Annotated in this window: 23 protein-coding genes and 2 pseudogenes; 18 read left to right on the forward strand and 7 right to left on the reverse strand. The window is 67.5% G+C overall.

The window, feature by feature from the left end; translation table 11 throughout:
- Positions 1–121: 121 nt before the first annotated feature.
- The 6 genes from AB0L97_RS12005 to AB0L97_RS12030 are packed head-to-tail and all read left to right on the forward strand — an operon-like array spanning position 122 to position 5,008.
- Positions 122–1,285, forward strand: a complete 1,164-nt coding sequence (locus AB0L97_RS12005) for an acyl-CoA dehydrogenase family protein (RefSeq protein WP_364428078.1) — start codon at positions 122–124, stop codon at positions 1,283–1,285.
- Positions 1,282–2,259 carry a CoA ester lyase gene (locus AB0L97_RS12010; RefSeq protein WP_364428081.1) on the forward strand — a complete coding sequence of 326 codons (978 nt, stop codon included), beginning with the start codon at positions 1,282–1,284 and terminating at the stop codon, positions 2,257–2,259. Before AB0L97_RS12005 ends, AB0L97_RS12010 begins: the two co-directional genes overlap by 4 nt.
- Positions 2,256–3,002, forward strand: coding sequence for a 3-oxoacyl-ACP reductase FabG (fabG, locus tag AB0L97_RS12015; protein WP_364428084.1), 747 nt, complete (start codon positions 2,256–2,258; stop codon positions 3,000–3,002). The genes AB0L97_RS12010 and fabG overlap by 4 nt, the downstream gene beginning before the upstream one ends.
- Positions 2,999–3,871 (forward strand): MaoC family dehydratase N-terminal domain-containing protein, encoded by an 873-nt coding sequence (locus AB0L97_RS12020; RefSeq protein ID WP_364428087.1) that lies wholly within the window; start codon positions 2,999–3,001, stop codon positions 3,869–3,871. The genes fabG and AB0L97_RS12020 overlap by 4 nt, the downstream gene beginning before the upstream one ends.
- A gap of 5 nt (positions 3,872–3,876) precedes the next feature.
- Complete coding sequence (locus AB0L97_RS12025) at positions 3,877–4,320, forward strand: MaoC family dehydratase (RefSeq protein WP_364428562.1); 444 nt, start codon at positions 3,877–3,879, stop codon at positions 4,318–4,320.
- A gap of 4 nt (positions 4,321–4,324) precedes the next feature.
- Entirely contained in the window at positions 4,325–5,008 is a 684-nt protein-coding gene (locus AB0L97_RS12030) for a GntR family transcriptional regulator (protein ID WP_195042913.1), read from the forward strand.
- 146 nt (positions 5,009–5,154) lie between these two features.
- Here the strand turns inward: AB0L97_RS12030 and AB0L97_RS12035 are convergent, their stop codons facing one another.
- From AB0L97_RS12035 to AB0L97_RS12055, 5 genes and pseudogenes are all read right to left on the reverse strand, one after another.
- On the reverse strand, positions 5,155–6,057 hold the full coding sequence (locus AB0L97_RS12035; RefSeq protein ID WP_364428091.1) for a helix-turn-helix transcriptional regulator: 903 nt from the start codon (positions 6,055–6,057) through the stop codon (positions 5,155–5,157).
- Between the two features lie 243 nt (positions 6,058–6,300).
- Positions 6,301–6,609, reverse strand: a complete 309-nt coding sequence (locus tag AB0L97_RS12040) for a hypothetical protein (protein ID WP_364428094.1) — start codon at positions 6,607–6,609, stop codon at positions 6,301–6,303.
- Between the two features lie 24 nt (positions 6,610–6,633).
- Entirely contained in the window at positions 6,634–7,059 is a 426-nt protein-coding gene (locus tag AB0L97_RS12045) for a zinc ribbon domain-containing protein (RefSeq protein WP_364428097.1), read from the reverse strand.
- Positions 7,038–7,547 carry a hypothetical protein gene (locus AB0L97_RS12050; RefSeq protein ID WP_364428100.1) on the reverse strand — a complete coding sequence of 170 codons (510 nt, stop codon included), beginning with the start codon at positions 7,545–7,547 and terminating at the stop codon, positions 7,038–7,040. The genes AB0L97_RS12045 and AB0L97_RS12050 overlap by 22 nt, the downstream gene beginning before the upstream one ends.
- A 370-nt stretch (positions 7,548–7,917) precedes the next feature.
- Positions 7,918–8,109: pseudogene (locus tag AB0L97_RS12055) on the reverse strand (transcriptional regulator); the annotation flags it as partial.
- Positions 8,110–8,221: 112 nt separating this feature from the next.
- Between AB0L97_RS12055 and AB0L97_RS12060 the strand changes: the two are divergent.
- Positions 8,222–9,589, forward strand: a complete 1,368-nt coding sequence (locus AB0L97_RS12060) for a hypothetical protein (protein ID WP_364428103.1) — start codon at positions 8,222–8,224, stop codon at positions 9,587–9,589.
- A 287-nt stretch (positions 9,590–9,876) separates the two neighbouring features.
- Positions 9,877–10,017 (forward strand): annotated as a pseudogene (locus AB0L97_RS12065) (hypothetical protein); the annotation flags it as partial.
- A gap of 567 nt (positions 10,018–10,584) precedes the next feature.
- Here the strand turns inward: AB0L97_RS12065 and AB0L97_RS12070 are convergent.
- The gene (locus tag AB0L97_RS12070; protein WP_355080880.1) at positions 10,585–12,105 is read right to left on the reverse strand and encodes a catalase; all 1,521 of its coding nucleotides are present in this window, start codon (positions 12,103–12,105) and stop codon (positions 10,585–10,587) included.
- Positions 12,106–12,477: 372 nt separating this feature from the next.
- On the opposite strand from AB0L97_RS12070, the gene AB0L97_RS12075 reads away from it, so the two are divergent.
- The 7 genes from AB0L97_RS12075 to AB0L97_RS12105 all read left to right on the forward strand — a co-directional run bounded on the left by AB0L97_RS12075 (position 12,478) and on the right by AB0L97_RS12105 (position 18,544).
- On the forward strand, positions 12,478–12,807 hold the full coding sequence (locus AB0L97_RS12075; RefSeq protein ID WP_364428108.1) for a DUF732 domain-containing protein: 330 nt from the start codon (positions 12,478–12,480) through the stop codon (positions 12,805–12,807).
- Between the two features lie 113 nt (positions 12,808–12,920).
- The gene (locus AB0L97_RS12080; RefSeq protein WP_364428111.1) at positions 12,921–13,970 is read left to right on the forward strand and encodes a fused (3R)-hydroxyacyl-ACP dehydratase subunits HadA/HadB; all 1,050 of its coding nucleotides are present in this window, start codon (positions 12,921–12,923) and stop codon (positions 13,968–13,970) included.
- A gap of 161 nt (positions 13,971–14,131) precedes the next feature.
- Entirely contained in the window at positions 14,132–14,296 is a 165-nt protein-coding gene (locus AB0L97_RS12085; protein WP_355080886.1) for a hypothetical protein, read from the forward strand.
- Positions 14,297–14,574: 278 nt separating this feature from the next.
- Complete coding sequence (locus tag AB0L97_RS12090; RefSeq protein ID WP_364428565.1) at positions 14,575–15,774, forward strand: fused response regulator/phosphatase; 1,200 nt, start codon at positions 14,575–14,577, stop codon at positions 15,772–15,774.
- Positions 15,771–17,396 carry a CHASE3 domain-containing protein gene (locus AB0L97_RS12095; RefSeq protein WP_364428115.1) on the forward strand — a complete coding sequence of 542 codons (1,626 nt, stop codon included), beginning with the start codon at positions 15,771–15,773 and terminating at the stop codon, positions 17,394–17,396. The genes AB0L97_RS12090 and AB0L97_RS12095 overlap by 4 nt, the downstream gene beginning before the upstream one ends.
- Entirely contained in the window at positions 17,393–17,839 is a 447-nt protein-coding gene (locus tag AB0L97_RS12100) for a response regulator (RefSeq protein WP_355080889.1), read from the forward strand. Before AB0L97_RS12095 ends, AB0L97_RS12100 begins: the two co-directional genes overlap by 4 nt.
- Before the next feature lie 285 nt (positions 17,840–18,124).
- On the forward strand, positions 18,125–18,544 hold the full coding sequence (locus AB0L97_RS12105) for an ATP-binding protein (RefSeq protein WP_364428119.1): 420 nt from the start codon (positions 18,125–18,127) through the stop codon (positions 18,542–18,544).
- An 8-nt stretch (positions 18,545–18,552) separates the two neighbouring features.
- On the opposite strand, the gene AB0L97_RS12110 is transcribed toward AB0L97_RS12105, so the two are convergent.
- A complete protein-coding gene (locus tag AB0L97_RS12110; RefSeq protein ID WP_355080893.1) occupies positions 18,553–18,930 on the reverse strand; it encodes a MerR family transcriptional regulator in 378 nt (125 codons plus the stop codon).
- A 145-nt stretch (positions 18,931–19,075) separates the two neighbouring features.
- On the opposite strand from AB0L97_RS12110, the gene AB0L97_RS12115 reads away from it, so the two are divergent.
- The 3 genes from AB0L97_RS12115 to AB0L97_RS12125 all read left to right on the forward strand — a co-directional run bounded on the left by AB0L97_RS12115 (position 19,076) and on the right by AB0L97_RS12125 (position 20,142).
- Positions 19,076–19,495, forward strand: coding sequence for an HSP20 family small heat-shock protein (locus tag AB0L97_RS12115; RefSeq protein WP_355080895.1), 420 nt, complete (start codon positions 19,076–19,078; stop codon positions 19,493–19,495).
- Positions 19,496–19,687: 192 nt separating this feature from the next.
- On the forward strand, positions 19,688–19,861 hold the full coding sequence (locus AB0L97_RS12120; protein WP_355080897.1) for a hypothetical protein: 174 nt from the start codon (positions 19,688–19,690) through the stop codon (positions 19,859–19,861).
- A gap of 23 nt (positions 19,862–19,884) precedes the next feature.
- Positions 19,885–20,142, forward strand: a complete 258-nt coding sequence (locus tag AB0L97_RS12125) for a cold shock domain-containing protein (protein WP_356962144.1) — start codon at positions 19,885–19,887, stop codon at positions 20,140–20,142.
- Positions 20,143–20,150 lie beyond the last annotated feature (8 nt).

The following is a 20,150-nucleotide window of genomic DNA, read 5'->3' on the forward strand; positions in this document are numbered from 1 at the left end:
CCATGCTGAATATATTATGTATCCAATGCGACCGACAGGCGGGTTGTCGGATTCCGCCTCACCACGGGATCGTATGCTATACGATCATATATTATATTGGAAATGACGAAAGGAGTCGCGGGTGCCCGAACTCAGCGCAGAGGATTTCGAACCGATCCTGGCGCACGTGCGCACGTTCATCCGTACCAAGGTGGTGCCGCGGGAAGCCGAGATCATCGAGACCAACGCCATCCCCGACGACATCCGCCGCGCGGCCGCGGAGATGGGACTTTTCGGCTACGCCATCCCCCAGCAGTGGGGCGGCCTCGGCGCGGATCTGACCCAGGACGTCGAGCTGGCGATGGAGTTCGGCTACACCAGCCTGGCGCTGCGCTCGCTGTGGGGCACCAACAACGGGATCGCCGGTCAGGTGCTGGTCAACTTCGGCACCGACGAGCAGCGCAAGCAGTGGCTCGAGCGCATCGCCACCGGCGAGGTGCTGGCCTCCTTCGCGCTCACCGAGCCCGGTGCGGGATCCAACCCGGCCGGCCTGCGCACCCGGGCCCGCCGCGACGGGGACGACTGGGTAATCGACGGCCAGAAACGCTTCATCACCAACGCGCCCCTGGCGAATCTGTTCGTCACCTTCGCGCGCACCCGCGAGGCCACCCCCGGCGACTCGGGCATCGCGGTATTCCTCGTTCCGGCCGACACCGCCGGGGTGATCGTCGGGCCCAAGGACGCCAAGATGGGTCAGGAGGGCGCCTGGACCGCCGACGTCACCTTCGACAACGTCCGCGTTCCGGCCGACGCTCTGGTCGGCGGCGCCGAAGACGTCGGCTACAAGGCCGCCATGGCCTCGCTCTCGCGCGGGCGCGTGCACATCGCCGCGCTGGCCGTCGGCACCGCCCAGCGGGTCCTCGACGAGTCGGTCGCCTATGCCGCCACCGTCACCCAGGGCGGCACGCCCATCGGTGACTTCCAGCTGGTCCAGGCCATGATCGCCGATATCCAGACCGGTGTCATGGCCGGCCGCGCGCTGGTCCGCGACGCCGCGGCCAAATACGTCTCCGGCGAGGACCGCCGGATCGCGCCCTCGGTGGCCAAGCTCTTCTGCACCGAGATGGTCGGCCGCGCCGCCGACAACGGCGTCCAGATCCACGGCGGCAGCGGCTACATGCGCGAGGTCACCGTCGAGCACATCTACCGCGATGTCCGCCTGCTGCGCCTCTACGAGGGCACCAGCGAGATCCAGCGCCTGATCATCGGCGGAGGGCTCGTGCGCGAAGCGAAGAAGCGCGCATGAGCACGGTGAGGACCGGGCCGCGCGACCATACGGCGCCGACCGGCGCTCCGCCGGGACCCGCGACGCTCGATCGCGTCCGATCCGCCTCCACGCTGCTGTTCGTCCCCGCCGATCGTCCCGAGCGCTTCGACAAGGCCGCCGCGGCCGGCGCTGGACTGGTGGTGCTCGATCTGGAGGACGCCGTCGCCCCCGACGCGAAGGACGCCGCGCGCACCGCCGCCGCCGAGTGGGTCGAGGCGGGCAATGTGTGCGCGGTGCGCATCAATGCCGCCGGAACCGCATGGCACGCCGCCGACCTCGAAGCCTTGGCACCGCTCGATTGCGCGGTGATGCTGCCCAAGGCCGACGCCGGCTCGATCGGCTCGGTGGTCACGGCCCTCGGCGCGGACGCGAGCCGATCGGACCCGAACCGCACCCGCGCCGCGTCAGCGGCCTACGACGGTGCGGTCAGCCGGACTGACGGCACCCCGCTCATCGCCCTCATCGAGACCGCGGCCGGTGTGCTCGACGCCAGACAGATCGCGGCGACACCCGGTGTGCACCGGCTGGCGGTGGGCACCTTCGATCTGGCCGCCGAACTCGTCGTCGACCCCACCGACCGCGAGGCACTGGCCGGAACCAGACAGTTGCTGGTCCTGGCCTCGGCCGCGGCGGGACTGCCGGGCCCGATCGACGGGGTAACCGCCGCCGTCGACGACGCCGACCTGCTCACCGACGACGCCGCCTACGGCCGTCGCCTCGGCTTCGCGGGAAAGCTTTGTATCCATCCCCGGCAGCTACCCCCTGTGACTGCCGCCTTCCGTCCCACCGAGGCCGATATCGCCTGGGCGCGCGCGATTCTGGCGGCGACAACGGACAGCGCGGGCGTGGCCGTCGTCGACGGCGCGATGGTCGACAAGCCCGTCGTCGATCGCGCCCACCGCATCCTCGACCTGCTCGACCGACTCCCCTTCGATACCGAGGACACCAAATGACCGGACCACTCCTGGCGGGCAAGACCGCCGTCGTCACCGGCGCCGCCCAGGGCATCGGCTACGCCATCGCCGAGCGCTTCGTCAGCGAGGGCGCGCGCGTCGTCATCGGTGACATCGACGGCGTGGCCGCCGAAGCCGCCGCGGCGAAGCTCGGCGGCCCCGAGGTGGCGCGGGGCGTGCGCTGCGACGTCACCGTGGCCGAGGACGTGCAGGCGCTGCTCGACGCGGCCGCGGAGTCCTTCTCCCCCGTCGACGTCATGATCAACAACGCAGGCATCACCCGCGACGCCACCATGCGCAAGATGACCGAGGACCAGTTCGACCAGGTCATCAACGTCCATCTCAAGGGCACCTGGAACGGCACCCGCCTCGCCGGTGCGGTCATGCGCGAGCGGGGCAGCGGCGCCATCGTCAACATGTCCTCGCTCTCGGGCAAGATCGGCCTGCCGGGCCAGACCAACTACTCCGCGGCGAAAGCGGGCATCGTCGGCCTGTCCAAGGCGGCGGCCAAAGAGCTGGCGCATCTGGGCGTGCGGGTCAACGCGATCCAGCCGGGCCTGATCCGTACCGCGATGACCGAGGCCATGCCGGCGAAGGTGTGGGACCAGAAAATGGCCGAGATCCCGCTGGGCCGCGCAGGCGAGGTGGACGAGATCGCCTCGGTGGCGCTGTTTCTCGCCTCGGATCTGTCCTCCTACATGACCGGCACCGTGCTCGAGGTGACCGGCGGGCGGTTCATGTGAGCACCTGGCAGCCGCACCTCGAGACCACCACGGAACTGCTCGACCCCGCCCCCGTCGCGGCACTGGCGGCGCTGTTCGACGACGGACTGCCCGCCCCGGCGCCGGGTGAGCAGTTGCCGCCGCTATGGCACTGGGTGGCGCTTCCGCGCTGGGCCGCGTCCGGGGTCCTCGGCCCCGACGGGCATCCACGCCGTGGATCGTTCCTGCCGCCGGTCGCGCTCCCCCGGCGGATGTTCGCCGGAGGCGAAGTGCGATTCCACGCGCCGCTGACCGTCGGCGAGACCGTGCGCCGCGAAGCCGAAGTGGTGTCGGTGACCGAGAAGAACGGCCGTTCCGGCGCACTCGTCGTGGTGGACGTGGCCATCCGGTTGTTCACCGCCGCAGGCGAACTCGCGGTCGAGGAGCAGCAGAACCTGATCTACCGGGAGGCCGCGCCGCGGCCGGACAAGCCCGCCGCGCTCCCCGACTCACCCGAACCCGGCACTCCGCTGACCCGGATCTCCGGCACCGAATGGGCCCTGCGCACGGATCCCAGTCTGCTGGCCCGGTTCTCGGCCGCGACAGCCAACGCTCACCGCATCCACTACGACTGGCCCTACGCGACGGGCGTCGAAGGCTACCCCGGTCTGGTCGTGCACGGTCCGCTGCAGGCGCTGGCCCTGGCAGAGGTTCACCGGCTCATGGCCGGTGAGCCGGTCCGGGAACTGCGTCATCGTGGCCGCGCGCCGCTGTTCTGCGGAGAACCGGCACGACTGCTGGCCACCACCGTCCCCGACGGCATCGCGCTCGAATTGTTCGGTCCGCGTGAAGAATCCGCAGGACCGAACGCGACCGTCGACATCGTCACCACCGACAGGAGCGACACGTGACCCGGATGTTCACCTCGGTCGAGGACCTGCGCGCGGCGATCGGAGAGCCGATCGGCCCGAGCGCCCCGCTGCTCGTCGACCAGACGCGCATCGATGCTTTCGCCGAGGCGACCGGCGACCGGCAGTGGATCCACGTCGACCCCGACCGCGCCGCACGCGGCCCCTACGGCACCACCGTGGCGCACGGCTACCTGACGCTGTCGCTGATTTCGCACTTCCGGCAGGAGCTGCTGGAATTCGGCTTCGGCACGGCACGAGTCAACTACGGCGTCAACAAGGTTCGCTTCCCGGCCGTGCTGGCGGCCGGCTCGCGGATCCGCGCCACCGCGACCGTCACCGACGTCTCCGAGACGAATGCGGGCACCGCCGTGACCGCACGGTACGTCCTCGATGCCGGAGCGACCAAGCCGGTGTGTGTGGCCGAGACGGTCGTCCTGATCACCGGGTGAGGCGATGACATCCCGGAGCCAGCCACCGCCGCAGCGCCGTCATCAGCAACTGCCCGACCGGGTCGCCGCTCACGTACGCGAGCAGATCATGTCCGGCGCCATGCGGCCGGGCGACTTCCTGCGGATGGAACCCATCGCCGAGGCAGTCGGCGTCAGTGTGACGCCCGTACGCGAGGGTCTCTTGACGCTCAGCAGCGAGGGTTTCGTCACGCTGGTGCCGCGGCGCGGTTTCGTCGTCGCCGCGTTCAGCCGCCAGGACGTGCGGGACCTGTTCTGGGCGCAGAGCAAGTTGGCCGGCGAACTGGCGGCCCGCGCCGCGCAAACGGCGACCCCACACGATCTCGTACTCCTGCGAACCCTGATCGCCGCATCCGTCGCGGCGAGCGACGCGGGCGACACCGCGCGCATCATCGCGCTCGGCCACGAATTCCACCGCGCCGTGAACCTTCTCGCCGGCTCGGATCGCCTGGCACGCCTGCTGGCGGGGATCGTGCACCAGCTGCCCAACAGCTTCTACGCCTCGCTGGAATCCGACGCGGCGACCACAGCATCCGAACACGCCGAGCTGGTAGCCGCGCTGGAGCGACGGGATACCCACAGGGCGCGCGCGCTCGCCGAAACCCATATCGCGGACGGCGCCGATTTCGTCGTGGACACGCTCGATCAACGGGGAATCTGGGCTGAATGACCGTTCCGAATACCGGATCGAGCGCATACATTTCCATTCGGGCCATTCCCAGCCCCGCTGACTCCCGTCTTCTCGGAGATCCTGGAACGACTCCGGACGCCCACGCAAGGAGATCATCGCCCACGACACTGCATGAGCTGCAAAACTCATCCCACTGCAGCGTGATACATCTCCCGATGCTCCGCCCACGGACGCGACCGCTCCTCCGCACTCATCGCCAACAACGCCCGCAACTTCCCCCACGCCACCTCATCGACCGGCGTATACACCTGCATCCACGCATTCGGCACCGACGGCAACGACATACTCGTCAAAAACATCTCCAACTCCCCCACCGCCAAATTCCGCACCGCCTTCGTCCGACTCACCGGCACCGCCACATCATTCAACGCCCACAACGACGCGAAACTCTCACTCTCCCCACACAACTCCGCGATGAACTCCTCCCACCCCGGATCACCCAGATTCTTCGCATACGCCCCACGCAAATACCCCACCATCCGCCGCAGATCATCCCAATTATGCCGATACGCGTTGCAGCACTCCGGAGTCAAAAACACCCGACGCGCCACGTTCCGCTCCCCCGCCAAAAACCCCGGGCACAACGCCTCATACGAGCTGTTGTGCGCCAACACGTCATACCTCGCACTCAACACCACCCCCGGCAACGGCTCCAGGTGATCCAAGATCACCTGCAACTCCTCGGGTAACGCCGATCCAGAATCCACCGAAGGCACCGTCGGCACGTCCGCCAACCGATACAAATGCGCCTTCTCCGCCGCATCCAACGACAAAGTCCGCGCCACCGAATTCAGAACTTGCACACTAACATTGATTTCGCGACCTTGTTCAAGCCAAGTGTACCAAGTTATTCCAATTCCGGATAACTGGGCGACTTCTTCGCGGCGCAAGCCGGGAGTGCGCCGACGTGTTCCTGTCGGAATTCCAACATCCTCTGGCGAGATACGTGCTCGCCGGGATTTGAGGAAGGCACCCAACTCCGCGCGTCGGGCCTTCCGCACTGCCCGGACGTCGACTACATCGGTCATCCTCTGATCCTTCCGCACCGCGCCACAGGTATCCAGTTACTGTCAGTACTAGTTTTGACTGAGATCGGTCAGCGGCCGCCAGCGTGCTGCAGACCCGGTGTGGGCGTCAGTGAGGCCATTCCTGAGACCGAGCACCCATTGCGGCATTTGCACCGGTCACGTTCACTACCCGGATCGATACATGGCCCGGTCGGTGCGGCGAGGATCGGCGCACCGGGAGCCTGAGTGGGAGTCCACGGTAGGTCACGAGACCAGTGGTTCGATCTCGATCGAGTCCACGCCAGCTGCCACACCGACCCCGCGTCGTTTTCCCGCGGCGGACAGAATCGTCACCCGCACCAGCGACCGGATGATGTCGCGCTTCGCTTCCAACGGGGTCAACTCCGGATCGTGCCACTTCGCCCGCGCATCCGGGCCTGCCGCGGCAGCGACGTGCGGCATGGGCAGCGCCGCTTGGGCTCTCCGCTCCGCCGCCTCGATCAGCGGCGCCTTCCTCGCCTTATAGACGGCGATTTCCGCTGGCGACAGGTCCGCGTCAATAGCATCGTTCAACCACTTCTCATACGAGACGCGCAATTAACGTGCCTCCGCCAACGCAGCCACGGCGTCCTCGTCCGTGCGAGCCAGAGCACCGAGCAATGCGGGATCCTCTAGCCGCCGCAGGACCACCTCCTCGACCAGGGCATCGACCAACTTCGCCGCGCGACCAACGCAGCTGTTCTTCTTGCACACGTAGTAGCGAGTTTCGGGACCCCACTTGCGCCGCGACACAACCGGCCCGTCGCACTTCCAACACCGCAATAACCCCGACAGCAACCACTTCGGCGCACTCCCGTCAGAGGCCCCCCGCCGAGCATCATGGAGGATCATCTTCAGTCGCTCATGCTCCTCGACCGAGATCAGGCCTTCCCAAGCAGCCTTGATCGTCAAGCGCTCGCCGTTCTCGTCTATATGAACACGCAGGCCCGCCGCCGCTTCGCTCAACAGCACGCGCTTGACCATGTCGCTATCCCATTGCGTCGCCACGTTTTCGGGCACGGGCACGATCTCCTATCGACCTTCCGCACCACCCGACGCCCGTCCTTCACCGAGAACCGGTTGCACGGGAAAGACTTGTCGTGGCTCGGAACCTGCACCTCTTCCCTCGTCAGCCAACGTCCGATCTGGTACGTCGGCTCCATGTTCAGCGCCCGCCCGGCCATCTCACGAAAGATCGGACCGTTCTGCGGGCACGGCACCCGCCGCACCGCACGGCCTCGTTGATAGACGATCTGGAAGCCGAACGCCTCCGGGCCATGCGGCTTACCCTCAGCGAAGTTCTGCGCCAGAGCACGCATCGAGTCCAGCCGGTTTCGTTCCGGCGCGTGCTCGTCCTCGACAGCATCCTGAGCGACCCGCTTGCGATCGTCGGGATCGTTCATGTCATAGAGCACGCCGCCGTAATACCAGTACACCCCGAACTCCGCACACAACTCACGCAGCTCGGCCATGTCGCCGACCTTCCGGTTGGCCCGCGACGAGGACCAGTTGACCCACACACCCCCAGGCACCTCACCCCGTTTCACCCGGCCAGCTATCGCCGCCAACTCCTGACGCAGCACCTCACGACCCGGACGATCCTTACGCGCATAACGCGTCGCCCCCACCGCACCCTCATCAATCACCTTGCACACCGACCACCCGAACTGGGCACACTCCCCCGCCCCCACGCGATCTGCTCCTTCGGGGAACGCTCGTTCTTATGCTTCCCCACCTTCGACACACGGGCCTGGATGACGGCCGCCAAACCAGGGAAATCCTTCGGACTCAGAGGCATCACCCCAGGCTAAGCAATAGATACCCCTAACTGCACTGCACGCACGTATACCAGGTCACGCCGATTCCTGATAATTGGGCGACTTCTTCGCGACGGAGCCCCGGTGTACGTCGACGCGTTCCGGTGGGGATGCCGACATCCTCGGGTGCGATACGCGCTCGCCGGGATTTGAGGAAGGCTCCTAGTTCCGCGCGGCGCGCCCTGCGCACTGCTCGCACATCGACGACTTCGGTCATTCCAGAGATCATCCCGTACCGGGACACAAGTATCCAGGTGCTGCTGGTACCAGTTTCAGTGCGGCGCGGCGCCGGTGATGTTCGGTTCGTCCCGGCTGGGTAGGACTGTGAAGTGGTGCGATGGCGTGAAGCACTCGAAGGCGTCACCGCGTTCCTGGCCGCCGCGGTGGCCGGGTTGTTGCTGGTCGTGCCGCTCAGCTTCGGCAGGACCTGTCATTGCACGCCCTATCAGGTGAATCGATTGGTGTTGAGCGTGCCGCGGGAGGCAGCGATCGGTGTGCTGGTCGCGGCGGTCACCGCGGTGGTCGCGGTCAGTCTGGCCCGGGCGCGTACCGCGTGGTGGATCGCGCTGGCGGCGACATCGCTGCTGTTCGTCACACACACGGTCGAAGCGAACAGTGCCTCGCCCGACGTACTGACGACCACCGCCAACCTCGACGCGATCGGCAGCGGCATCCTGCTCGGCGCGACGGGCGTGGCCGTACTCGGCCGCCGCGTGCCCGCGACGGGCTTGGTACTCGGCGCTGTCGGCTGCTTCGTGGTCATCACGCTCTCGCAGGCGTCGGGGCTGCTGGGCAACCCGCATCGGGCGACCGCCGAGCCACACGTGTGGTCGGTGTTGGAAACGCAACCTCTGTGGTTGCTGGCGGCGGTGGCCGGGCTCATCCTGACGTGCCAGGTGGTCACCCGGCACCGCTTCACGCCGGAACCGATCTATCCGGAACTGCCGCTCAGCCCGGTCATCGCCGCGATCGTGCTCGTGCTGACCGAATTGGCCGTCGCGGAGTGGCGCTTCCGTCACGGCGACGGCAGTCTCGCGCTGATCGTGACGGCACTGTGCACGCTGCTGGCCACGACCCTCGCCGCCTGGCTGTTACCGCGCCGGGACGGGATCGCGATCTACCTCGCGGTCGGGCTCAGCGCCACAGGCAGCGCGGTGGGCAGCGGTCCGCGACCGATATGGAGCGTGCCGCTCCTGCTGGGCCTGATCCTGCTCGGGTATCTGGTCGGAACCCGAATCCGACCCTCGAATCCCCTGATAGGCGCCGGTTTGCTCGCGGCCGTCGCGCTGTTCGCCTCCGTTGCCCCACCAGGTGGCACGCGCAACGTGGTCACGGCCGCGCTCGCCGTCGTCGCGGGGTATTGCGCGGTCTGCATCCAGCCACGAACGGCGGGCAGCATTCTGGCGATCGCCATCCTGTGGCGCCCCTCGACCGTGGCGCCCACCCGCACCGAGTCGTTCGACTGGACGATGGTGTCGCCGCACCATCTGCACGATTGGGGCCCGGTCACCGTGGTGTCGGGCTCGGAATGGGCGGCGTTCGCCATCGCGGTCGGCTGCGGGATCGGACTCGCTCTCCGCGCTCTTCCGAGGCGAAGAGCCCGCGTGCCGCGCCGCGCTCCGGCCGACATGGCGGCGATGCGACCCGCGATGTCCAGGGCGTCGACGGCTCGACATGGGCGCATGGAACCGAGTTAGGCGTACCCACCGCCTTCGTCCGGCCATGCGCGGGTTGAAGACGCACTATACGTCCGACAGCACCCATTGGGCGATACGTAGCGGGCACGACCATGCCCCTGGTCGACGACGTCGCTAACGGCGCGAATATGCGCGCCGCGCCGGAGCGGTGCGGCGACCGGGTCCGACGCGAATCGTGGTGGCCGTGCCCGCTGCTCCGAGTCCACGTGCCAGGAAGTGGGTCGCGCCTTGGACCGAATCGTGTGCGCGACCACGCCCACACCGGGCGTCGCCACCGGCCGCGAGCCGAGCGGCGCAGTCACTACTTCCGAGTACGGATCGCCCACCGGTTCGACGCGCTGATTCACATCGAGGAGACCCGCGCACTGGAACCGCTCGACGGAACCTCCCGATGGGAAGCCGGGGAACTGCCCGAACCTATCCCTTCGCCGTGTGACCGGTCGCGCCGCCGTGGTGTGGCAGCGAACGACCGTCCTGATGCGGCGCCGATATCCCGCCGTGGTGCGGCACAGGTCGACCGAGCGGCATCTGCGGCATCGGCGGCGCGGGCGGAACGAATCGCAGGATTTCGGAGAAACCCCGGAATCCACCGGGAATGGGAACCTCCAGCGGGAGATCGGGTTCGCCGACGGACGACGGCTCCGCCACGGCGGGGGCGGCGGGAAGCACGGCTGCCGCGGCCGCACATACCGCGGCGATCGTCCGGGCGGCCCACGAACTATGTTGTGCGCGTTGATCAGGTCGAATATCGGCGTCAGACGCCATGATGCGGTCCTCCGATCTGCGTCGGCCGGCCCGGTACGACCCATCCGGTACCACGGGGACGTCACCGAGCCTCGAATTCGTTCGAAACACCACGGTGCTTGCGGTCCACTGGATCCGGAGAGTCATGCTCCCGCACACATTCGAAGAGCTGGCGCGGGACACACGACGAAATGATCACGAAAAGACAACGAACAAGCGGCCGGTCGGTACCGGCCGCTTGTTGGCGTCCGTCAGGCTTTCGCTTGCGCCGACGAGCGAGCCGGATTTGCTTGCCCGGCCGCCTTGGGGTCGAGTTCGTCCTGTTTCGCGCGCACCCCGGCCTCGACCCGGTCGCCGAGATTCTTGTCGACATTGCGCCAGTACTCGAATGCCCGGTCCAGCACCGGCGCGCTGACGCCGTTCAGCAGGTGCCCGACGATGTTGTCCACCAGCCGCTGCCGTGCCGCGTCGTCGAGCACGTCGCGGACCATGGTGCCCGCCTGGCCCCAATCGTCGTCGTCCCGGTGCAGCGTGTAGGCCGAGCGCACGAGTTCTCCGTCGGTGTGCCACGTCGCGGGCGGACCAGCGACGGCGGGATCGGCGTGCGGGCCGCCCTTCGAGTTCGGCACGTACACCGGATCGCCCGGGTTGTGGTGACGCAGCGCGCCGTCCTTGCTGTACGAGCGGACGGTGGTGGCGTGCGGCGTATTGACCGGGAGCTCTTTGTAATTGGCGCCGATGCGGTGCCGGTGCGCGTCGGGGTAGGAGAACCAGCGGGCCATCAGCATCTTGTCCGGGCTCGGCCCGGTGCCGGGTACCGAACTGCTCGGCTCGAACGCCGCCTGCTCGATCTCGGTATGGTAATCCGCCGGATTGCGGTCGAGCGTCATCCTGCCGACGTCGATCAGCGGATAGTCGCCGTGCGGCCAGACCTTGGTCAGGTCGAAGGGGTTGAACCGGTATGACTTCGCCTCGTCGAACGGCATGATCTGCATCTTCAACGTCCAACTCGGGAAATCGCCGCCTTCGATGGATTCCCACAGATCGCGGGTGTGATAGTCGGTGTCCATCGCCGCCATCTGATCGCCTTCGTCCTGGGTGAAGAACTCGATACCTTGATCGGTCTTGAAGTGGTACTTGACCCAGAACCGTTCCCCGGAGGCGTTCACCCACATGTAGGTGTGGCTGGAGTATCCGTTCATGTGCCGCCACGTGCGCGGGATACCGCGGTCACCCATCAACCAGGTCACCTGGTGCGCGGATTCCGGCGACAGCGTCCAGAAGTCCCATTGCATGTCGTGGTCGCGCAGATTGTTGTCGGCGCGGCGCTTCTGGGAACGGATGAAGTCCTGGAACTTCATCGGGTCGCGCACGAAGAAGATCGGCGTGTTGTTGGCGACCATGTCGAAGTTGCCCTGCTCGGTGTAGAACTTCAGCGCGAACCCGCGCGGATCGCGCCAGGTGTCGGGGCTGCCGCGCTCTCCAGCGACGGTGGAGAAGCGGGCCAGCATCTCCGTCTTCTTCCCCGGTTGGAAAACCTCGGCCATGGTGTAGGCACTCACGTCGTGGGTGACCTCGAAGACGCCGAACGCGCCGCCGCCCTTCGCGTGCGGCTGGCGCTCGGGCACCCGTTCCCGATTGAACGCCGCCATCTTCTCGATCAGATACCAGTCCTGCAGCAAGATCGGCCCATCCGGGCCGACGGTCAGTGAATGCTCGTCGCTGGGGACCGGGATCCCGGCGTCATCGGTGGTGTAGTTCGGGCCAGACATCTCTCTCCTCTCCTACGAGCCGCGGGCAGGAGGCCGGCGACGAGACCGCAGAGACGAGCGGCGCGATCGCTTCACGACCGCGACGGGGTTTGCGGGTAGGCTCCCGCGCTCGACGAACGGCATCGCCGCCGCGGCCAGCCGAAGGCCGATACCCGTCCCGTCGGTCCTGTCGATCGACTTCCCAGGGGACCACTGCTCAAACTAGCGCTGACCAGGCCTTCCGCGACGACGAGCGACCGAGGCCGCGCCACCGGCGGCGCGCGTTCGGTACGCGCACGACCGGCACGGGGGCTCTTTCGCGAGGCGACCGGCGCCCGGCTAGGCTGCGTCGGCTGTCGCATGCCGAATTCCGTCCGACCACAAATTATTTCGATGGGAAACGAAATGAAGCTCGCGCTGTGCGGGGTGCTGGTCGTCTGCGCGTTGTCCGTCTCCGCGGTCGCGGCGGCGTTCATCGTCGCCGAAGCGCGGGCGCACGCGCCGCGCGGTGCCACCAAAGGCTATTTCGCCGATCTACAGCGGCTCGGGGTGCGGACCGCGGGCGACGGCGTGACCGCGGCGCTGCTCGATCTGGGCTACGCGGTGTGCCGGGAATTGGCGGCGGGAACGCCCGAAGCCGACATCGTCGTGCGGGTGAGCGCGCACCAATCGGTGGACGAGGCCGCCGCCGTGGTGGTGGCCGCCGAGCGGAATCTGTGCTGAACCGCCACGATCGGCGAGCGAGGCGACCCGGTCCGCGGACGTCTCCGGCCGCGAAACGGCGTGCGATGCGGGCTGACCGGAAATTCGGCTCTCCTTGGGTAGATTCCCCCGCGATGTCCAGAATCCCTGCTACATCGAGTGCGAACGACGCGGCCGACGCCGCGGTGCCCGCCGCTATGGTCGGGCGCCGGTATCGCAGCGGCGATCACTACGAGGTCGCCCGCGAGAAGATCCGTGAGTACGCCCGCGCGGTGCGCAATCAGCACCCGGCGCACTGGTCGGAGGACGCCGCTGCCGACCTCGGCTACGGCAACCTGGTCGCTCCGCCGACCTTCGGCGCGGTGCCCGGGTATCTCGCCTATGCCGAGGTGTTCGACACGATCCTGCCCGGCTACGACCTGAGCCGGACCATCCAGACCGACCAGATGATCGAATTCCACCGTCCGCTCCTGGCCGGCGACCGGATCTGTTTCGAGATGTCCCTGGACTCGTTCCGGCACGCGTTCGGCGGCGACCTCATCGTCCTGCGCCAGACCATCCTGGACCAGGATGATCGGCCGGTCCTCACGTCTCGGACCAGCTTGGTCGGGCGGGCCGACGAGGCCTTGCCTGACTGGTTGGACGCGGTGGTGATGCACGGAGTACGCCCGGAGGCCCGGCAGCAGCGCCGTGTCCCCGACCCGCGCCGCGTGGGGAACGGCAGCGAGCCCGCCCGCGAGACGCCCGTCACATCGGCGAACCCGCGGGGACGGCGGTTCGAAGCCGTGCGTCCGGGAGCTGAACTTCCCCCACGCACACTCACGGTCAGCCAAGGCGACCTGGTCAATTACGCCGGAGTGGCGGGCGACCCGAACCCCATCCATTGGAGCACCGAGGCGGCGGCCAAGATGGGAATGGGAACGGTTGTCGCGCAGGGCATGTTCACCATCGGGCTCAGTGTGGATTTGCTCACTTCGTGGCTGGGCGACCCCGGGGCCCTGCGCTCCTACAACGTCCGGCTGACCAATCCGGTGCACGTCGGCGCGACCGGAGGCCGGATCGAGTTCTCGGGCCGGGTGAAACACCTGGACGCGGACACGCGCACCGCCACCGTCGCGATCACCGCCGAGCACGACGGCCACAAGATCTTCGGTCGCGCGACGGCCGAGGTCGTCCTCGCGTGATCGCGCGACCCGTTCGCGCCGCCGCATCGGTGTGTTTGGTCCGGAGCGACGCGGGCACGTTGGAGGCGGAGCACGCGCCCGCCGGGATCGGTGGACGCGAACTCGGCACTCGATCGAGCGGGCAACCGGCCCGCTCGCACCCGAAAGGACCGGTATCTGTCGTGGTTGTGCTTCTTGCTGTGATCGGCTCGGCTTCCCTTGCCGTCATCGCGGTCCATGCCACGGTCGTCGCACGAAGCTTGGCGGAAGTCCGCTCCCCGCGCCGCGACGGCGCGACCAGGGACGACGAGCGGAGCACCGCACGACTGACGGGCACCATGGTCTGATCTTCCGGCCCCCTTCGCGCCCAGCCTCCGCTTCTGCCCAGGTGAACACCGTCATGTCTCGGTCGGGTAGCGGATCGGATACGATCTTGCCTGCCTCTCGGTCCAGCAAGCGGCCGCTGAGACAGTAGGCGTGCGCTGGTGCCGCCATTGGGGATCGGAGGCCGGGTTGTCGGTGTTCGCCGACGACGGCATCAGTGCTGTCAGTCGTTCCGTCGCAACCGGACCCACGACCGGCGGTGTCCGTGCGGCGTGACGGGACAGACGACGATCCCGAGGTGATGGTCGGCGCGGATTGGCCGTGGCAGCAACCTTCGGTGCTCTTGATCGAGGACGACCCGGGGGATGCGCTGCTGGTGGAGGAACTGGTCGTGGACGGCGCGCCGGGCCTGCGACTGGACTGGGTCCGGTCGCTGGCGGAGGCCGCCGAGCACCTCGCCTCCGCCGAGCCCGACTGTGTGCTGCTGGACCTGCATCTGCCCGATGCAAACGGGCTCGAGGCGGTGGAGCGCATCCGCAGGCACACCGACCAGGTCGCGATCGTGGTGATGACCGGGCTCGATCAGGAGCAGACCGGGTTGGCCGCGGTCGCGGCGGGAGCTCAGGACTATCTGGTCAAAGGCCGGGTCGAGCCGGAGCTGTTCGGGCGCGCCGTGCGGTACGCGATCCAGCGCAAGCAGGCCGAGCGCACCAGCGCGGCCCTGCAGGCGAGCAATATGCGCGCGCAGGAGAACGCGCGGCTGGAGCGCGGCCTGCTGCCCACCCCGCTGTTGCGGGGACAGCGGGTGGTCGACGTCGTGGCGCGCTACCGTCCCGGCCGGGCCCATTCACTGCTCGGCGGCGATTTCTACGACGTCGTGCAGGACGCGGACGGCACGGTGCACGCCGTCATCGGCGACGTGTCGGGCCACGGCCCGGACGAGGCGGCGACCGGCGTGGCACTGCGCCTGGCCTGGCGCACCCTGGTGTTGAGCGGCGTCACCGGCGCCCGGCAACTGCGGCTGCTCGAGCAAGTGTTGCTGGCCGAACGCACCGGCAAGCAGACTTTCGCGACGGTCACGAGCCTGGTGTTGTATCCCGGCGACCGCCGCGCCCAGGTGCTGCGGGCCGGGCACCCGGGGATGCTGCTGCGCTCGGCTTCCGGATTGACCTGGGTCGAGGTCCCCGGCGGGCCCGCCCTCGGCTTTCTGCCCGGTCGCGCCGAGTGGCCCGTCCACGATCTGGAGCTGCCGCTGGGCTCCGGGCTGATGGTGTTCACCGACGGCCTGTTCGAAGGGTACGCCGGGACCGACCGGGAACGACTCGGTGAGCAAGGGCTGATGGAGGTCGCGCGCGCCGTGCGAGCCGCGGATCCCGACTGGTTCGTCGACGAGCTGATCGGTCGCGTGGAGGCGCTGGCGGGTGCGTCCGGCGGATTGGACGACGATGTCGCCATTCTGTATCTGGGATGGAACGGCGACGGGCAAGGACAGGACCGATGACGATGACGACCGGTCGAGCGCCGCTCAGCGCACGATTGACCGCCCAGGCCTGGTTCCAACTGGTACTGGCCGCGATGGTGCTGGTGGTGATCATCGGCACCGTGGCAGGAGCCCAGGTGATCGCGCAGGCCAACCGCGTGACCGATCGGCTCGTCGACAGGACGTTGCCCGCGGCGGCCGAAGCCTACCGGTTACAGAGTGCCCTGGTTAACCAGGAGACCGGTCTGCGCGGCTACCGGATCACCGCCGACCCGCAGTTCCTCCAGCCCTACCGGGACGGCACCCGGGACGAGGCGCAGTCGGCGACCCGCCTGCGCGAGCTGCTGGCCGATCGAGAGCCGCTGCTCGACGAGCTCGACGCCGTGGAGCAGGCCGCACAGCGGTGGCGCGGCGAGTACGCGGAGCCGCTGGTCGCGGGGTTGGCCTCTGGATCACCCCTCGGCACCGACCCCACCACGCCGGTCCGCGGTAAACCGCTGTTCGACGACCTCCGGACACGTTTCGACACCCAGAACAGCAGTCTCGCGGCGACCATCGCGCATGACGAAGACGAGCTGACCCACACTCGCGCGGTCCGGGACGCCGTGCTGGCCGGGATGGTCGTGGCGTTCCTGTTGACCGGTGTCCTGCTGACCGTGCTGATCCGGCGCTTGATCGTCCGTCCCCTCGGGTCCTTGACGGATGCGTCGCTGCGGGTGGCGGGCGGCGACTTCGATCATCACATCGACGCCCACGGCCCCGCAGACCTGGTGACCGTCGCGAACGCGGTGGAGAGCATGCGCCGCCGCATCGTCGCCGAGCTGGATTCCTCCCGCGCCAAGGAAGCGGTGCTCGCGGAGCAGAAGACGGATCTGGACCTGCAGGCCGTGGAACTGCGCCGGTCCAACGCCGAGCTGGAGCAGTTCGCCTATGTCGCCTCGCACGACCTGCAGGAGCCGCTGCGCAAGGTTGCGTCGTTCTGCCAGTTGCTGGAGAAGCGCTACGGCGACAAGCTCGACGAGCGCGGCAAGCAGTACATCGACTTCGCCGTCGACGGCGCCAAGCGGATGCAGGTGCTGATCAACGACCTGCTCACCTTCTCCCGCGTCGGCCGCGTCACCGACCGCACCGAACCCACCGGCCTCGGCCCGGCCTTGGACAAGGCCCTGACCAATCTCTCCGCGGTGATCGACGACACCACCGCGAGCATCCAGCGGCCCGACGAGCTGCCCGAGATCATCGGCGATCCGACCCTGCTGACCATGCTGTGGCAGAACCTGATCGCCAACGCCATCAAGTTCCGCGAGCCCGACCGCGCACCGCGGATCGAGATCACCTGCGAACCGACCGAGAACGGCAGCGGCTGGCTGCTGTCGATCTCGGACAACGGCATCGGTATCGCGCCCGAATTCGCCGAGAAGGTGTTCGTCATCTTCCAGCGGCTGCACAATCGTGAGGAGTACAGCGGAACCGGTATCGGGCTGGCTGTCTGCAAGAAGATCGTGGAGTATCACGGCGGCCGGATCTGGATCGACACCGAGTACACCGCGGGCGCTCGCTTCTACTTCACCCTGCGCACCGCCGAAGCCGACCTCACCGTCCGCACCGCCGACGTACCCGCCCCTGAAGGAGCCACCGCATGACCGATCCCGGCCAGCCCATCGACATCCTGCTCGTGGAAGACGACCCTGGCGACGAGCTGATGACGCGAGAAGCCTTCGAGGACAACAAGATCGGCAACACCTTGCACGTCGCCAGGGACGGCGAGGAGGCGCTCGAATTCCTCTACCGCCAAGGACGGCACGCGGACGCTCCGCGGCCTGATCTGATCCTGCTCGACCTGAACCTGCCCAAGTACGACGGCAGGCAGGTGCTGGAGAAGATCAAAGCCGACCCTGATCTGTCGCACATCCCGGTGGTCGTGCTCACCACCTCCGCGGCCGAGGAGGACATACTGCGCAGTTACCGGCTGCACGCGAACGCGTACGTCACCAAGCCGGTGGACCTCGACCAGTTCGTCGCCGCCATCAAACAGATCGACGAGTTCTTCGTCCAGGTCGTCCGACTGCCGCGCCAAATGCTGTGATGACGTTCGCCGCGGTGCCGGTGCCGGTGGTTCTCACCGACGGGACCGCGGCCTTGCATGAGGAATGATCAACTGGGTATAGCTTCGGGGAGAACGGCACATCCACGGCGAACACGACAGCCGAGCTCGACGGCGGTCCACGTGCTCGGCGTGGCGAGTACAGCGCACCGATCCCCGATAGGGAGGTAACGAGGTGACGGCGCATCGACGCTATCGGCGAGGCACGACGACGGGAAAACCGGGCCGCGACAGACACACTGCGATCCCGGCGGCTGGTACGCGCTCGTGAGCGCGGGCGAGCGGGTTCCCCTACCCAACGCCGTGACGCCGCTGGAGCTGGACTTCCCCGCCGAGGCGGTGCAATTGGCTACCGTCCGGCATACCTTGCAGGATTGGCTCACCCAGTGCGGCATGGCCGCGGCCCCGGCCTACGACGTGCTGCTCGCCGTCGGTGAGGCGTGTACCAACGCCGTCGAGCACGGCCATGAAGGCGACGGCGGCGTGGTCCGCTTGCGCGCGTCGGTCGACGGCGACGAACTCCGGGTGACCATTTCTGACAGCGGCCGATGGAAACACCCTGATCCGCAAGCCGATTCGCTGCGGGGTCGGGGCATGCCACTGATCCGCGCACTCATTCCAGAGGTCACCGTGACCGCTGGCGATACCGGCACGGTGGTCGATCTGCGCACACCCTTTTCGGCATAGTCCCGAACCTACGCGCCACCGGGCGGATGGTTCCGCGCGTCTCGCAGACGGACGTTGTCGGCCTGCAACCGGTCGTTGTCCGCGTGCAGCCGGTCGTTGTCCGCGTGCAGGTCGGCGTTCGCGTCCTCCAAGTCGAGGATGCGGCGGATGCCGGCCAGGTTCGCTCCCGTGGCGACCAAGTCGGTGATTCGCCGCAGCCGGGCCAGATCGTCGCCGCTGTATCGGCGTGTGCCCCCGTCGCTGCGCGCAGGGGTCAGCAATCCGTGACGCTCGTAGAGCCGGAGCGTCTGCACCCCGATTCCGGCGAGTTCGGCAGCGACCGAAATCCCGTACACCGCTCGGTCGGGATCCGGCAGATGCACCGAGTCGCCCCTCTCCTGCGCCATCCATCCTCACTTCACTTCGGTCGACAGATTTCCTAGTTTAGCGCCTTGCGCTCAACTTTCTCTGGTGGTACAAAAAATCTATGCCAGACAACAGAGGTTATCTGGCCCCTACTATGGAGAATGGAGTGAGTTGGAGGTGGCGACCATGCTGATGCGCACCGATCCGTTCCGCGATCTGGACCGTCTGACGCAGCAGGTGTTCGGCACGAAGGCGCACCCCGCGGTGATGCCGATGGATGCCTGGCGCGCCGGCGAGGAGTTCGTCGTGGAGTTCGACCTGCCCGGTATCGATCCCGAATCCCTGGACCTGGACATCGAGCGCAATGTGGTGACGGTACGCGCGCGTCGTCCCGAACTGGACTCGGGCCGGGAGATGATCGCCGCGGAACGCTCTCGCGGCGTGTTCAGCCGTCAGCTGTTCCTGGGCGAGAACCTCGACACCGACAAGATTCGCGCCGACTACACCGACGGCGTTCTCCGCCTCACGATTCCCGTGGCAGAGAAGGCCAAGCCACGCAAGATCGAAATCGGCCGCGGTAACGGGCACAAGGCGATCGACGTCTGAGAAGCCGCGTAAACCGCAAGATTCCCGCACAATCGAAAGCGAGGTGATGTCGCAGCCAGTGATATCGGAGTCAAATCTGCGAAGAGTGTCATTCCCGCTTTTTCGGGCGGGCCCGGAATACCGGGCCCGCCTCTCGCCGAAATATGGAAGATGTTGTCGCACAAGCGTTTTCGTGCGAACGGAGCGTACTCGATGGAGCATCCGATTATGGCAGCCACCGATCCACCCGACCCCATGCTCACCGCGACCGAGACCGGAGCCGGGATCTCCTCCGACGCCGCGATCGTCTGGCCCGACCCCAGTCCGCTGGACGCTTGGTGGCGGCGGATCATGCATTCCGATCCGGTGCGCCGCAGCGCCGCGTGATCCGGCCTCTATCCTTGACTTTCGTGACCGAACAGCCCTACCGCCCCCGTGCCGCGGCGGAATACTGGCGCCGCGGCACGGTGGTCTGGTTCAACATCGAGAAGGGCTTCGGGTTTCTACAGCCCGAAGACGATCCCACGCCGGTTTTCGTCGAGTACACCAGCATCGAGACCACGGGATACAAAGCGCTGTACGCGGGTCAGCCAGTGGTGTTCACCGCCGCCATGCGCAAGCGCGGCCCCGAGGCCACGGCGGTGCGCCCGGTGCTGCCTGACGCTTGACCACGGCC

The organism is Nocardia sp. NPDC051911 (assembly GCF_040681035.1).
In the GTDB taxonomy this organism is placed as follows: Bacteria; Actinomycetota; Actinomycetes; order Mycobacteriales; family Mycobacteriaceae; genus Nocardia; species Nocardia sichangensis.